This window comes from Tenacibaculum sp. 190524A02b, from assembly GCF_964036645.1.
In the GTDB taxonomy this organism is placed as follows: Bacteria; Bacteroidota; Bacteroidia; order Flavobacteriales; family Flavobacteriaceae; genus Polaribacter; species Polaribacter vairaonense.
The window spans coordinates 3804188-3822857 of record NZ_OZ038525.1 but is presented as its reverse complement, the minus strand read 5'-3'; the positions used below and the strand labels follow the sequence as shown (position 1 = coordinate 3822857).

The window sequence follows — 18670 nt, the reverse complement described above, 5'->3', positions numbered from 1 at the left end:
GTTTGGTTAAATTTATATCTCAATGTTTATACTGTATTCCTTTTTATCTTCCTTAAGCGTACGCTCTTTATAATCCAAATAAGAGGCTATTTCTTCTATTGTTGTGAATCTGAAAATATTTCGAATTGACACTTCTATTTCCATTTCTTTTCTTATTGTGGAAACTAGACGAGTTGCTAATAAACTATGCCCTCCTAATTCAAAGAAATTATCATGAACTCCTATTCTTTCTACTCCTAATAAATTTTGCCAGATTTTCACTAATCTTTCTTCTGTTTCTGTGCGTGGAGCTACATATTCAGCAGTTGCTAAATCTGATAAATCTGGTTCAGGCAAAGCTTTCCTATCTATTTTTCCATTGGCTGTTAATGGCATGCTATCCAATTCAACCCAAATCATTGGAACCATATAATCTGGTAAACGATCTCCTAACTTTTCTTGAACAAATTCTTTATCTAATTTCTCACCTGTAACTACATAACCTACTAAGCGATTAATACCACTTACATCTTTTTTGGCTAAGACACAACTATTATGAATACCTTCTACAACTGATAAAGCATTTTCTATCTCACCTAATTCAATACGATATCCTCGAATCTTTACCTGATGATCTGTACGACCAACAAATTCCAACGTTCCATCTGGTAACCATCTTCCTAAATCACCTGTCTTATATAATCGTCCTCCTTCTGAGGTAAATGGGTTATTAATAAACTTTTCTTTAGTTAGTTCCTCTCTATTTAAGTATCCTCTTCCAACTCCTATTCCACTAGTCCATAATTCTCCTACAACACCTACTGGACATAAGTTTTCAAATCTATCTACAACATATACATCCATATTTGCTACTGGTTTTCCAATAGGAACTACAAGACCTTTTGGTGATTCCTTCATTATATGTAACGTTATATCATCTGCTGCCTCTGCTGGTCCATAGGCATTTACCACCGGTACGGATGGATATAATGAGAACCATTTATCTAATAACGATTTTGTGGCTGCTTCTCCAGTTACTAAAAAGTACTCTAAGTTTGACAAGCCTTCTACTACTTCTCCACTTTCTAATAAACTTGCTACATAAGAAGGTACTAATTGAAGATGGCTTATTTGGTGGGCTGATAATGAAGATTGGAACGTTTCAATATCTAAAATTTCCTCTTCACTATATATTTTAATACATCCTCCACTCAATAAACCACTTAATAACTGCCACACTGAAATATCAAAGGTAAACGGAGCAGTAAAAGCAACTACACTATCTTTAGTCATCTTCAAATCATCAATCATAATTAATAAATGATTTAATAATCCAGCGTGTTCAATCATGGCTCCTTTTGGTAACCCTGTACTTCCTGAAGTATAAATTACATATGCTAAACTAGTTGCTTTATATGTTAACCCTAATCCTGTTATTGGGTAATTCGAAATAATAGATGCATCATCTAATACAATTAGATTTGTATTTTTTAAGGTATTTAAAACTACTTGACTTTCTTTATTTGTTACTAATAAAGAACATTTAGTGTCTTCAACAATATGTGAAATACGATCTATTGGAAAGTCTGGTTTAATTGGAACATAGGCACTTCCAGACTTTAGAATTCCTAAAACCCCAACTAACATATCTAATCCTCTATCTAAACAAATTCCTACTAAATCATCTGGTTGCACTCCTTTGGCAACTAAATAATGTGCTATCTGATTAGATTTCTCGTCTAATTCTTTATAAGTAAGTTTTTTCCCTTCAAATGTAGCTGCAATAGCATTCGGTGATTTTTCTAATTGATTTGTAAATAAATCAACAACTGTTTTATCTAATGGATAATCTACTGTTGTATTATTAAATGTTTCTAATAGTTGACTTTCTTCTCTAGGTAAAATAGCTAATTTATTAACTACTAATTGTTCTTTAGTTTTTAAGCCTTTTAATAATTCTACTAACGTTTCTTCCATATAGGTAAGTAGTCGATTGGGCTCAACATCTCCATCAATCTGAGCTACCATTCCAAAGTCAGTACCATAATCATCTATGTCTAATGTAAATGGATAATTAGTACGTTCATGTCCTCCTATAAGGGTAATTCCTAAATCAACTGTAATTCCATCTTCTTCTGAATTGGCTGAAACTGGTGCTGAAGAATGACGGTAATTTAATAAGGCACTAAATAATGGCATATCATTAGAGATTCCACTCCATCCTTGAACATTTGATAAAGAAGTTTGCTCATATGGTAGTAACTCACCTAATCTTTTCTTTACATTATTTAGGTATTCTACTATGGTTCCATTTAGCTCCAGTATAACTGGTAATGTATTAATAAACAAACCTAATGAATCTGCTGCTGCCAAAGATGCTTGTAAACGACCCGAAAATAAAGATCCAAAAATTGCATAATCTCTATTACTACACTTTGCTACTACAATTCCATATGCTGCATGGAACATGACAGCAGGGCTAATTCCTAATGTAACGGAAACGTTACGTATTTCTTTACTTAAATCTTCTGGTAAAATAATAGAAGACTCTTTAACACCATTTCCATTACCTCTGATATCTGATAATTCAAATGGATACGTTGGTTCATCAATTCCTCCAAACAATCCTTTGAAATAGGTTTCACTATTGTTAGTTGACTGAAGGTGTATTGCATGACCTATAAAATTCCTATATAAAACTGGAACTGGAAGATTTTCTACCTGTCCTGATACATACATTTCTATCTCTGAAATAATTTTCTCCAATCCTACGTGATCTATTGCTAAATGATGTTGATTAATTATTAAGTAATAATTATCATTATCTAAATCATCTATAGATTTTAATTCTAACAAAGGAGCCTTTGAAACATCCATCCACAAATTAACAGGAATTGTTAGTTTTTCTAGTTCTGCTAAAATATCTAAAGATGGATCTAACTCTAATTTTTCTATATGTAATGGTGCTTCTCTAAGTACTACTTGAACAGCATGCGGTAATCCTTCACTTAAAATACAGGTACGCAAAACATCATGACGGTTAACTACAAACTGTAAAGCTTCAATGAAAACGTTTCTTTTTGTTTTATCTTTAAATGATAATAGATTTGGTAAAATATAAGGATCTCCCTGTTCTTTATCACTCATTAAATAATGGAAATATATTCCTTCTTGTAATGATGATAATGGATACATATCCTGAATATTAGAAACACCTCCAGGAATATTTTCTACCACTCTTTCTATATCTTCTTGCTCAAAATTTAACAAAGGAATCATTGACGGAATAATACGATCTACACCAGATACAATACCATTATCAGGTACTTCATATACTGATGATGATGATGCTAATTTTTCACTAATCCCTGCTACTGTAGCATCAGAAAAAATATCTTTTACCTCTATGTGGAAACCTAATTTTTGCAAACGAGCAATTAATTGCACTACTAGTAAACTATGACCTCCTAATTCAAAGAAATCATCATATACTCCTATCTTTTCTACTGCTAATAAATCTTGCCAAACAATTATTAATTGTGCTTCAGTCTCATTCCTTGGTGCTACATATTCTTTAGTTGACAACATGGCTCCATCAGGGGCTGGTAAAGATTTTCTATCTAGTTTACCACTTGCTGTTAATGGCATTTTTTCTAATTCAACCCAAATCATTGGAACCATATAATCTGGCAAGCTTTCTTTTAGTTTCTCTTGTATTGTTTCTTTATTAAATACTTCTTCAGTTACTACATAACCTATTAATTGTTTATTACCACTAACATCTTCCTTAGCTAAAACACAACTATTTAATACATAATCTACTTCCGCTAATACAGTTTCTATTTCTCCCAATTCTATTCGATAACCACGAACTTTTACTTGATTATCTTTTCTTCCAACATATTCAATAGAACCATCGGGTAACCATTTAGCTAAATCGCCAGTTTTGTATATACGATCTCCTTCTTTAAATGGATTGTTAATAAACTTTTCTTCTGTAAGATCTACTCTGTTTAAATATCCTCTAGCAACTCCTTTTCCACCTACATATAATTCTCCTACTACTCCTATTGGTAATAATTCATTTGATTCATCTAAAATATAAATTTGGGTATTAGAAATAGGTTTTCCTATTGTTTGAACTCCATTTATTAAACGCTTAGTGAAAGTACTATAAGTAGTAGCTTCTGATGGACCATATAAATCATATACCGTTTTTACTGAACTCTCTTGATAAATACGATTTACTAGGCTAGGTGCTAATGGTTCTCCTGCTAAATTAATAGTATGTACTGTATCTGGAATGGTGCCTGATTCTAGTAAACTTAATAAAACACTAGGAACTGTATTAATTAATGAAACTGAGATTTCTTGAGTTTCTAATACTGAAAGTAAATTATCAACTAAATAAAGTTTAGAACCTGAACATAACGATGTAAAAATCTCAAAAACTGATAAATCAAAGTTGATTGAAGTACTTGCTAAAACTCCTAATTCAAGGCTATCTTCAAAGTTAGATAAAGACCAATTAACTAAATTAAACATATTACCATGCTCAATCATCACTCCTTTTGGTTTCCCTGTACTTCCTGAAGTATAAATAATATATGCTAAATTACTAGGAGTTGAAACTTTACCTATTTTTTGTGTAGAAAAACCTGAAATAATTTCCCAATCCCTATCTATTAATACAACATTAATTTCTGGTGTATTAACTAGTACATCTTGACTAATTGTACTACTTAATACCAAATCAATTCCTGTATCTTCAATCATATAATCAATACGATCCTTTGGATAATTAGGATCAATAGGTACATAAGCACCTCCTGATTTTAAAACTCCTAAAATACTTACAATCATTTCTAAACTTCGTTCTAAGCAAATACCTACTAAAGTATCTACCTTTACTTTTTGATCTCTTAAGTAATTAGCTAATTGATTTGATTTTTCATCTAAATTTCTATATGTTAATTCTTTTCCCTTATAAACGACTGCAATAGCATTTGGAGAGTGTTTAACTTGATTTGAAAATAAATCTAGAATCGTTTCATCTAATGGATAAGTAACTTCTGTGTTATTAAAAGTTTCTAATAGTTGTTTTTTCTCTTCGTTTTTTAATATTGTTAGCTCATTAATAGGCTGTGTAACATCTTCTATAATACTACTTAACAACTCTTTATAATGTACTAACATTCGATTCATTGTAGCTTGATTAAATATTGCTGTACAATAATCTATATGTAAAGAAAAGTTTGAGTCATTCTCTGATACACTCATTGTAAGATCAAACTTTGATGTAACACCATCAAACTCATATGGTGAAATATTAAGTCTTCCTAAATTTAATTCATCATTACCTTCTGAAATTGTAGGTGTATTTTGTAACGTAAACATTACCTGAAATAAAGGAGTCATACTCATATCACGAGTAGTAACTACTCTATCTACTATTCTTTCAAATGGTACTAACTGATGATCATATCCTTCTAATGTTGTTTGCTTTACTTGATTTAATAAATCTCTAAAGTTTGGATTTCCACTTAAATCACTACGAAGTGCTAAGGTATTTACAAAGAAACCAATCATACCTTCCAAGTCTGATTGTGTACGGTTAGCAATAGGTGTTCCTACACAAATATCTTTTTGACCACTATAGCGAGATAATAAAACTTTAAATGTTGTTAATAGAAACATGAATGGTGTTACTCCTTCTTCCTTGCATAATTTTTTAACTGACGTTGTTAAGTTTTCATCCAAATCTAAAAAAGTACTGGCACCTTCCATACTTTGTATAGCTGGACGCGTATAATCTAAAGGTAGTTCTAAAGTACTTGTTCCACCTAATTTCTTTTCCCAATAAGACAATTGAGTATTTAAAAATTCATCATTCAAGTATTTACGTTGCCATATTGCGTAATCTGAATATTGTAAGTTTAATGCTTGTAGGTTGGCTTGTTTTCCTGATTGTAAAGAGCTGTAAAGCTCTAAAAATTCACTTATTAAAATATTTTCCGACCAACCATCACTTGCAATATGGTGAAATACACATGCTAATACATATTTCTCATTTCCTAAGTTGTATAAACAAACTCTTAATTTATAGTCATTTGATAAATCAAAAGGAGTTGTTAAATACGAATCTAAACTTTCTTCTAATTTACTTTCTGATATTGTTTCTTGAGCCAAAGACCAATTGTCAACATTTACAATTTCTTGATACCCTAGACCTTCTTCTAATAATATGTTTGTGCGTAATACTTCATGGCGAGCTATAATAGTTTTAAAGGAACCTTCTAATGCCTTTGTATTTAATGCTCCTTCTAAACTAATTACAATAGGCATATGATAAGCTAATGTACCTTGTAATTGATCTAAAAACCACAAACGTTCCTGACTGAATGACAATGGAATATACCCATCAAATTCTTCAACAGTTATCGCTGGAAGTAATATTTCTTTAGACTGTAATGAAACATGAGCTGCTAATGAACCAATTGTAGTAAACTGGAAAATATTCCGAATAGAAACTTCTACCTTTAGTATTCTACGAATTGTTGAAACTAAACGAGTAGCCAACAAACTATGTCCGCCTAACGCAAAGAAATCATCATATATTCCTACCTTTTCTACTCCTAGTAAATCTTGCCAAATAATGGCTAATTGCTCCTCTACTTCATTTCTTGGTGCCACATATTCTCTACTTGATAACTCTGATAGATCTGGTTCTGGTAAAGATTTTCGGTCTATCTTACCATTAGCTGTTAATGGCATTTCATCCAACTCAACCCAAATAGATGGAACCATGTAATCTGGTAAGCTAGTCTTTAATGTCTCTTGAATATTCGCTTTACTAAACCCATCTTCTAAAACTATATAACCTACTAAACGGTTTGTTCCAATGGTATCTTGCTTAGCTAGTACACAACTGTTTTGAACTCCTTCTACAATTGATAAAGCATTTTCAATCTCTCCTAATTCTATACGATATCCTCGAATCTTTACCTGATCATCTGAACGTCCTACAAATTCTAATGTACCATCTGGCAACCATCTTCCTAAATCTCCTGTCTTATATAATCTCCCTCCTTCTGAAGTAAATGGATTGGTAATAAACTTCTCCTTGGTTAATTCTTCTCTGTTTAAATAACCTCGTCCTACTCCTATTCCACTTGTCCATAATTCTCCTACAACTCCAATAGGACATAAGTTATCAAACTTATCTACCACATATAAATCCATATTGGCTACTGGCTTTCCGATTGGAACTACAACTCCACTTGGAGACTCATTCATGATATGTAACGTGATATCATCTGCCGCCTCTGCTGGTCCATAAGCATTTACCACAGGTACGGATGGATATAATGAGAACCATTTATCTAATAATGATTTTGTAGCCGCTTCTCCAGTTACTAAGAAATATGCTAGATTGGATAAACCTACTACTTCTTCTCCGCTTTCTAATAAACTTGCTACATAAGAAGGCACTAATTGTAAATGACTTATGTTATTTTCTGATAATGAACTTTGAAAACCTTCTAAATCTAAAATCTCGTCTTCACTGTATATGGCTATACGACCTCCGCATAATAATCCGCTTAACAATTGCCATACGGAAATATCAAAGGTAAATGGGGCTGTAAAGGCAACTACGCTTTCATTAGTCATCTTCAACTCATCAATCATGATCAATGAGTGATTTAATAATCCTGCATGTTCAATCATCGCTCCTTTTGGTAATCCTGTACTTCCAGAAGTATAAATTACATATGCTAAATTATTAGGACTGTACGATAACTCTAATGAAGTAGTAGGATGGTTCAATACTGAAATATCATCCAATACAATTAAGCTAAGACTATCTGATAAAGAAGTTACCACCTCTTTACTTAATGTATTGGTGACTAAAAATGAACAATCTGTATCTTCAAGAAGGTACATAATGCGATCTTTTGGGAAATCTGGCTTTATAGGTACATAAGCTCCTCCTGATTTCAAAATAGCTACAATGCCAATTAGCATATCTAACCCTCGATCTATACAAATTCCTACGAGATCATCTGCTTGTACTCCTTGCTCTACTAAATAATGAGCCAACTGGTTAGAACGCTCATCTAATTCTTTATAGGTTAACTCTTCTCCTTTAAAAGTTGCGGCAACTGCTTTTGGTGATTTTTGAACTTGAGCTACAAATAAATCAACCACTGTTTTTTCTAATGGATAATCAACCGTATTCTCATTAAAAACTTCTAATAATTCTGTTTCTTCTTCCTGAGTAAGCATTGATAAGTTCCCTATAAGCTCCTCAGTATTACTTACCACGCTTACTAATAACTCTTGGTAATGAGATAACATACGCTTAATAGTAGCTTCTTTGAATAAGTCTGTACAATAATTTAAACCTAATGTAATTACTGTTTCACCTTCAGACACATCCAATGTTAAGTCAAACTGTGCTGGAATTTCTGAATATTCATAACCAGATATATCAAGATCTTTTATTGCTTCATTTTTACCTTTTCTACTCCCTTCTATAACTGAAGTCTCATTATGATAATCAAACATCACCTGAAATAACGGTGTCATACTCATATCTCGAGTAGTCACCACTTTATCTACTACTTTTTCAAAAGGTGTTAATTGATAATCATAACCTTCTAATGTAGTTTCTTTTACTCTTTTTAATACCTCTTTAAAACTTGGGTTTCCACTTAAATCACTACGAAGTGCTAAGGTATTTACAAAAAAGCCGATCATTCCTTCTAACTCTGACTGTGTGCGATTGGCTATAGGCGTACCTACACAAACATCTTCTTGGTTACTATAACGAGCTAATAATACTTTAAAAACTGACAACATGAACATGAATACGGTAACACCTTCTTCTTGACATAAAGCTTTTAAGGATAAACTTAGCTCCTTATCTAAGGAGATAGATATATTAGCTCCTTCATTACTTTGAATTGAAGGACGAGCATAATCTAAAGGTAATGACAATGTACTAACGCCTGTTAATTTTTCTTTCCAGTAGGTTAATTGATTTTCTAAAATATCTCCCTCTAAATATTTACGCTGCCAAATTGCATAATCAACATATTGTAAATTTAATTCTGGAAGCATTGTTTCTCTACCAGATTGCAACGCACTATATATTTCTATAAATTCACTGGTTAAAATATTTCCTGACCAGCCATCACTTGCTATATGATGAAAAACACATGCTAATACATACTTTTCATTTCCTAAATCATATAAACAAGAACGTAACATATAATCTTTAGATAAATCAAACGGTAAACTAATAAAGCTTCCTATTTCTTTTTCTAAATGTGTGTGCTCAGTAATAATTGTCTTATTTAATGACCAATTATTTGGCGATATTATCTTTTGATAACCAACTCCTTCTTCTTCATAAATAACCGTATGTAATATTTCATGACGAGCAACAATTGTTTTTAAAGCTTCTTCTAATAAAACAATATTCAGTGTTCCCTCTAAACGGATTACTGTAGGAATATGATATTCTTGGCTACTTCCTTGTAATTGATCTAAAAACCATAAACGTTCTTGGCTAAATGACAAAGGTGTATGTTTAGGTCTGTTTTCAATAACTACTGATGGAAGTAATACTCTTTTAGATTGAGTTAGTATTTGCAAACCTAAATCTGATATGGTAATATATTCAAATACTTCTCGAATAGTAATTTCGATTTGCAATCTTTTACGAATCATAGATACCAACCTAGTAGCTAATAAAGAATGACCTCCTAATTCAAAGAAACTATCATAGACTCCTATTTGTTCTATTCCTAACAACTCTTGCCAAATGATTACTAACTGCTCTTCTGTTTCATTCCTTGGCGCTACATACTCTTTAGTTGATAGCATAGAACTATCTGGGTCAGGTAGAGATTTTCTATCCAACTTACCATTATTAGTTAATGGCATCACCTCCAAATCAACCCACAAATTAGGCACCATATAATCTGGTAAAACTTCCTTTAATTGTGACTGAACAGTTTCTTTATCAAAAGAATCTTCTACAACTACATATCCTACTAAACGTTTATTCCCGTTTGCATCTTCCTTAGCTAATACACAAGATTGATGAATAGTTTCTAAATTTGATAAAGCGTTCTCTATTTCTCCTAATTCAATACGATATCCTCTTATTTTTACTTGATCATCTTTCCTTCCTACAAACTCTATATTACCCTCTGACAACCATCTTCCTAAATCACCTGTTTTATATATTTTTTCACCAATTTTAAACGGATTATCAATAAACTTTTCTTTGGTTAATTCTTCTCTATTTAAATAACCTGGTGATAACCCAATTCCTCCAATACACAACTCACCTACAACTCCTTTTGGAACTAATTGATTATATGAATCTAATATATAGATAGACATATTAGCCATTGGAATCCCAATTGGGAAATTGGTTATAGATGAATGATCCTCCAATGTATTGAAAATATTAACTGTACAACCTACAGTAGCTTCTGTAGGGCCATATTCATTAATAATTGTTGCCGATATATTTAAATCTTTAAATATTGATAAGTGATTCGGTTGTAAAGATTCTCCTCCTAATACGTATCTATATGATAAAGTTTCAGATGATTGCTCTAAAACTGACGATAATAATTCTAAATGTGATGGTGTTAACTTTATAAAATCATACGGAGCATATTTCCATAAATTTTCATCTTTAAAAATATCCAAACCTTCACCACTACTAATAACCAAATGTTTACCATTTACTAAAGGTGTAAATATTTCTGTCATAGAAGCATCAAAAGACATTGAAAGATGCATATATCCTCCTGAAATTCCTTCACCTATATATGTGTTACTACTAGTAGTTATATAATTGATTAAACTCTTATGGCGAATTGGAACTCCTTTTGGTTTCCCAGTACTTCCTGAGGTATAAATTACATACGCCAAGTTATTTGACGATATTTTTTCAATTTTAGTTGTAGAAAAACTTGAAATAGTATCCCAATCAGTATCTAACGAGATTACTGTGATTTCTTCTCGATTTCCTAACACTTCTTGACTTACCTTATTACTAGTTAGCACTAAGTTTATGTTGGCATCATTTAACATGTAATCAATGCGCTCTTTCGGATAATTAGGATCAATTGGCACATAAGCACTTCCTGATTTTAAAATCCCTATAATACCTATTAGCATTTCTAAACTGCGGTCTAGGCAAAGTCCTACTAAATTTGTTTTTACTCCTTGTTCTATTAAATATTGAGCTAGTTGATTGGAACGTTGATCTAACTCTTTATAACTTAACTTTTCTTCTTTATAAACTAATGCAATTGCTTCTGGTTTATTTTTAACTTGTTCTTCGAACAAATCCAAAACTGTTTGATTTAATGGATATTCAACTTCAGTATCATTAAAATCTTTTAATAATTGTGTTTCTTCTTGCTCAGATAAAATAGTTAATGCTGTTACAGGTATTTTTTCTTCAGATTGCAAACCTCTTAATAATTCCTGCAAAGCTTTTTGCATATAGGCTAACACTTTATTAACATCTATACTATCATCAATTTGAGCAGTTAACCCAAAATCAACTCCATAATCATCAACATTTACTGCAAATGGATAATTAGTACGTTCACGATCTTCTATAATAGTAATTCCTAAATCAACGGTATTTTCTTCTGAGTTTTCTGGAATTGAAGAATGACGAAAATTTAATAAAGTACTGAATAAAGGTATTTCATTAGAAATACTACTCCAACCTTTAATATCTGATAATGAAGATTGTTCATAAGACAATAATTCTTGTAATCCATTTTTAACATTAGTTACATATTCAGAAACATCACCTTTCAATTCTATATAAAATGGCAAAGTATTGATAAATAATCCTAACGAATCTGCAGCTCCTAAAGACCCTTGTAACCTTCCTGAAAATAAAGAACCAAATAATGCATAATCTCTATTACTGCTTTTACTTATAACTATTCCATAAGCTGCATGAAATAAAACTGCTGGACTAATACCTAAATTTGTACTAACCTCTCGAATTTTTTTACTTAAATCCTTTGCTAAAACAATATTAGATTCTTTTATTTCACTACCATTCCCTCGTACATCTGACAATTCAAATGGGTAAGTAGGTTCATCAACTGTACCTAATAGCTTTTTAAAATAAGATGCACTATCATTCGTTTCTTGTAAATGTAAGGTATGGCCTATAAAATCTCTATATAAAGCTGGTGTTGGTAAAAATGATCCTTTTCCTGATAAATATTGCTCTACCTCAGATACAACTTTTTCTAAACCTACATGATCTAATACCAAATGATGTTGGTTTATTATTAAGTAATAAGTTCCATTTTTTAAATCATCTATTGATTTGAGTGTTAATAAAGGCGCTTTAGACACATCCATCCATTGACTTTCTGAAGATGCTAATGCTTTTAACTCTGATAGAATATCTAAAGATGAATCTAACACTAATTCTTCTACTGATAATGGAGCTTCCCTAAGTACTACCTGAACTGCTCTTGGTAAATCTTCACTTATAACACAAGTACGCAATACATCATGACGATTTACTACAAACTGTAAAGCCTTTATAAAATCAACCTGTTTTTCTTTATTGGTAAATGATAATAAACTTGGTAAAACATATGGATCTCCTTCATTTTCATTACTCATTAAATGATGGAAATACATTCCTTCTTGTAATGGTGATAATGGATACATATCCTGAATATTTGATACGCCTCCTTGAACTTGAGAAACAATTTTATCTATATCTTCTTGATCAAAATCTAACAACGGAACCATTGTTGGTACAATACGATCTGTATCTATTTCTATTCCATTTGCTGGTACTTGATAAACTGACGTACCTGAGGCTAATCTTTCGCTTATTTCTGAAATAGTAGCATTTGAAAAAATATCTTTTACTCCTACGTTTAAATCTAGCTTTTGCAAACGTGATATTAACTGAACAACTAATAAACTATGACCTCCTAATTCAAAGAAATTATCATAAACTCCTACCTGTTCTACTCCTAATAAATCCTGCCATATAGCTACTAAAATCTCTTCTGTCTCATTCCTTGGCCCTACATATTCTTTACTAGATAACAAAGTAATATCCGGATCTGGTAATCTTTTTCTATCTAACTTACCACTTGATGTTAATGGCATCTCCTCCAATTCAACCCATAGCATTGGAACCATATACTCTGGTAAACTTGCCTTTAACTCTCTTTGAACCGTTTCTTTATCAAATGAATCTCCTTCTACAACTACATAACCTACTAATCTCTTGGTACCTGATATATCTTCCTTGGCTAATACACAACTACTTTGAATTGTACTTAATCCTGATAAGGCACTCTCTATCTCTCCCAATTCGATTCGATAACCTCGTACTTTAACCTGATCATCCTTTCTTCCTACATACTCTAAAGTTCCATCAGCTAACCATTTCGCTAAATCACCTGTTTTATAGATTCTTTCTCCTGCTCGAAATGGATTATCTATAAATTTATCTTGGGTTAATTCTTCTCTGTTTAAATAACCTCTTGTTACTCCTTTACCGCCTACACATAACTCACCTACAACTCCTTTGGGTAACAACTCATTTGATTCACTTAAAATATAAATCTGTGTGTTAGATATAGGCTTTCCAATAGTTTGAACTCCTTGTAAACTTCGTTTGATAAACGTACTATAGGTAGTGGCTTCTGATGGTCCGTATAAATCATAAACCGCTTCTACTGAACTTTCCTTATAAATACGATCTACCAAACTTGGTAATAAGGCCTCTCCTGCTAAATTAATCGTCTTTACCGTATCTGGAATTGAACCCGATTCTAATAAACCTAATAATACACTTGGAACGGTGTTTATCAAGGAAACTGAAGCCTCTGAATTCTCTACTAAAGACAGTAAGTTGTCTACTAAATGTAGGGTTGAACCACATGATAAAGTGGTGAATATCTCAAAAATAGAAAGATCAAAGTTTATCGAAGTACTTCCTAACATTCCTACTTCTAAAGAATCCTTGAAGTTAGTTATTGCCCAATTTACTAAGTTGAACATATTACCATGTTCTATTAATACGCCTTTTGGCTTACCTGTACTTCCTGAGGTGTAAATTACATAGGCCAAATCACTTGTTGACATTGATTTGTAACTCAGTCCTCGAGTTGAATAATCTGAAATAGCATCCCAATCACTGTCTACTAATACAATCTTTATTCCTGACTTAGCCTCTAAAATAGAGCGATTGGATTCATTACTTAGTACTAAGCTAGTAGCTGTATCTTCTATTATAAAATCAATGCGTTCTTTTGGATACGATGGATCAATAGGTACATAAGCTCCGCCTGATTTCAAGATTCCTAGTATTCCTACAATCATATCCAAACTACGATCCATACAAATACCAACTAATGTATCTGACACTACTCCTTCTTCTCGTAAATAACGAGCTAATTGGTTAGAACGTTTGTCTAATTCTTGATAACTAAGTTGCTCTCCTTGATAAACTACAGCTATACTTTTAGCGGAACTCTTAACCTGTGTTGAAAATAAATCTAAAAAAGTAATATCTGATGGATAGCTTACTGAGGTATCATTAAATACTTCTAATAATTCTTGTACTTCTGACTCTGGTAAAACATTTAAATCTGACACTTGAGACGCGTCTGCTTTTAACCCTTCCAATAATGCTCTCAGGGTTGCTTCCATATAAGATAATACTCGATCTGATCCTACACTGGATTCAACCTGAGCGGTTAATCCAAAGTCTACTCCATAATCATCTACATTTAATGTAAGCGGATAATTGGTACGTTCCTCACTGCCTATTACTGTGATCCCTAAATCAACAGCATCTGCTGGTACTTCTTCTAAAACACTTGATGAGTGACGGAAATTTAATAAGGCACTAAATAAAGATACCTCATTTGAAATTCCACTCCAACCTTGAACAGATGACAATGGTGTTTGCTCATATGATAATAACGTTCCTAGTCTGTTTTTTATCTCTGACACATAATCCGAAACACTTCCTTTAAGTTCTGCTAAAAATGGTAAGGTATTGATAAATAAACCTAATGAATCTGCAGCTCCTAAAGAACCTTGTAAGCGACCTGAAAATAATGAGCCGAAAATTGCATATTCCTTATTACTGCATTTTCCTATTACCAATCCATAAGCGGCATGGAATAAAACAGCTGGACTCATCCCTAAATTGGTACTAATCTCTCGAACCTCTTTGCTTAAACTAGATGCTAAAACTATGCGAGACTCCTCTATATCATTTCCATTTCCTCGAATATCTGATAAACCAAATGGATATGTTGGCTCATCAATATCTCCTAATAATTCCTTGAAATAAGTAGCACTATCATTGATAGATTGTTCATGTAAAGTATGACCTATAAAGTCTCTATATAAAACTGGTGTTGGTAAAATAGATTCTTGACCTAATAAATAGGCCTCTACTTCTGAGATAATTTTTTCCATTCCAACATGATCCAATACCAAATGATGTTGATTAACCACCAAATAATAATTACTATTCTTTGAGTCATCTGCTGATTTCAATTCCAATAAAGGTGCTTTGGAAACATCCATCCATTGGTTCCCTACCGTACACATTTCTTGAAGTTCTGATAATACATTTATCGAACTATCAATAACTAAGGTTTCTACTGATAATATTGCTTCTCTGAGTACAACCTGAACCGCACTTGATAAACCTTCACTTAAAACACAGGTACGTAATACATCATGACGGTTCACTACAAACTGTAATGCTTCTATAAAGTTAGCTCGCTTTTCTTTATCGGTAAATGATAAAATGTTTGGTAAAACATAAGGATCTCCTTGTGCTTTAGTACTCATTAAATGGTGAAAATAAATTCCTTCTTGTAAAGGTGATAATGGATACATATCCTGAATATTAGATACTCCTCCCTTAACACTAGCTACAACCTTATCTATATCCTCTTGTCCAAAATCTAATAATGGAACCATTGCTGGTACAATACGCTCTGTATCTGTAGTGATACCATTCGCTGGTACTTGATAAATAGACGATGAATTCGATACCTTTTCACTTATACTTGCTATGTTAGGATTCGAAAAAATATCTTTTACTGTGATATGATAATCTATCTTCTGTAAACGTGATATTAACTGAACTACCAATAAACTATGCCCTCCTAATTCAAAGAAATCATCATAGATTCCTACTTTTTCTACTCCTAATAAGTCTTGCCAAATAACTACTAAATCCTCTTCTGTCTCATTTCTTGGGGCAACATACTCTTTAGTAGACAAGATAGCTCCATCTATCTCTGGTAAGGATTTTCTATCTAATTTACCGTTACTCGTTAATGGCATTTCTTCCAACTCAACCCAAAAACTAGGAATCATATAGTCTGGTAAAAATGCTTTTAAATCTTCTTGAAGGGCTTCTTTATCAAATTCCTCTTCACTAACTACATAACCTACCAATCGTTTATTACCTGTACCATCTTCTTTCACTAAAACACAAGAATGGCTTACAGATGCTAAACTAGATAATGCATTCTCTATCTCTCCTAACTCGATTCGATAACCTCTTATCTTGACCTGAGCATCTTTCCTGCCTACAAATTCTAAATTCCCGTCTGGTAACCATCTTACCAAATCTCCTGTCTTGTAGATTCTCTCTCCTTCCTTAAATGGACTGACAATAAACTTCTCTTGAGTTAACTCTTCATTGTTTAAGTAACCTCGGCCTACTCCTGAACCTCCTACTAATAATTCGCCTACAACTCCTAATGGTACTAAATTCAAGTCTGCATCTGTTACATAAGCTGTACTGTTCTTGATGGGTGATCCAATAGGTAATGAACTATTGCTTGTCTCAATAGTATATGTGGTTGAGAATGTAGTATTCTCAGTTGGTCCATAACCATTGATAATGGTCAAATCTGGATACAACTCTTTTAACTTGTTCGTGTAATTAAATAGTACTACATCTCCTCCTACTAATAAGTATTTTAACCTTTTAAAAATACTTGCATCTTCTTCTACTACTTGATGAAACCATGAAGCCGTCATCCATAATGTATTCACCTTCTTGGCTTCTATTATTTCTTTGAAGCTTGTAGTATTTAATAAGGTATCTGTACTGGTTAATACTAATTCTCCTCCATTTAATAAGGTTCCCCAGTACTCTATAGTAGTCGCATCAAAGGATATAGAGCCTGTTGACAACCATACGGTATCACTATTTAAAGAAATGTAATCACAACTGGTACATAAACTAACTACGTTTTTATGTTCTATTTGAACACCTTTTGGGCGCCCTGTACTTCCTGAGGTATAAATTACATAGGCTAAATTGGAAGGTGTTATAGTAGTGGCTAAACTTTCTTTTGAATATTGGGCTATTCTATTCCATTCTTCATCTAAAGTGATTGTGGTTAACTCCTCAATATCAGATAAAATACGGTTACTTGAAGTGTTACTTAATACCAAATTAATATTGGCATCTGCTAACATGTAATTAACGCGATCTTGTGGGTATTCTGGATCAATAGGAACATAAGCGCCTCCAGACTTTAAAATACCCAAGATGCCTACCAACATTTCTAGACTACGTCCGATACAAATTCCTACAAAGGTATCTGTTGTTACACCTTGTTCTTGTAAATAATGAGCTAATTGATTAGATCGTTCGTCTAATTCTTGATAACTGAATGCTTCTCCTTCATAAACTATTGCTGTTCCATTTGGTGTCTTTTCTGCTTGTTCTTCAAATAAGTCGACAATCGTTTTTTCTGATGGATATATTAATTCTGTAGCATTGAAGTCTTTTAATAATTGGTTCTTTTCTGACGCTTGCAACATTGGTATATCACCAATAGATTGTGTAACATCATTTACAATACCTTTTAATAGTTCTTGATAATGTGATAGCATTTGTTCAATAGTTCCCTTTTTAAACAAAGCTGTATTATACTCAACTCCTATAGAAAATTTTGAATTACCCTCAGAGATACTCATTGTTAAGTCAAACTTAGACGTAACAATATCAAATTCGTACCCTGAAATTTCTACACCTCCTAAATCTAAAGCTTCTCCTTCTTCTCCTTCCATATCAGGAGTGTTTTGTAATACAAACATTACCTGAAATAAAGGAGAAATACTCATATCTCGAGTTGTAATTACGCTATCTACAATTTTCTCAAAAGGAGCTAATTGGTTATCATATCCCTCTAGAGTTGTAGTTTTCACTTTATTTAACAACTCTTTAAAGCTTAGGTTTCCACTTAAATCACTACGTAAAGCCAATGTATTTACAAAAAATCCAATCATACCTTCTAAGTCTGACTGGGTACGGTTGGCTATAGGAGTTCCTACGCAAATATCTTCTTGACCACTATAACGAGATAACAATATTTTAAAAACTGTCAATAATAACATAAATGGTGTAACACCTTCTTGTTGACATAAAGCTTTTAAAGATTTGCTTAATTTTTCATCTAAATCTAAAGAAGTATTAGCACCTTCGCTACTGGGTACTGAAGGACGAACGGCATCTAACGGTAATTCTAATGTACCAACACCTTTTAATTTATTTTCCCAATATGATAATTGATTATCTAAAACTTCCCCCTCTATATATTCACGTTGC

At 32.4% G+C, this 18670-nt stretch carries 1 protein-coding gene (only partly in view); it reads right to left on the bottom strand.

From position 1 onward, the window contains the following. Window positions 1-12: 12 nt before the first annotated feature. On the bottom strand, window positions 13-18670 hold the 3' portion of the coding sequence (locus ABNT65_RS15435) for a non-ribosomal peptide synthase/polyketide synthase (protein WP_348746237.1). It continues 746 nt past the right edge of the window; only the last 18658 of its 19404 coding nucleotides appear in the window; the start codon falls outside the window, past its right edge; its stop codon occupies window positions 13-15.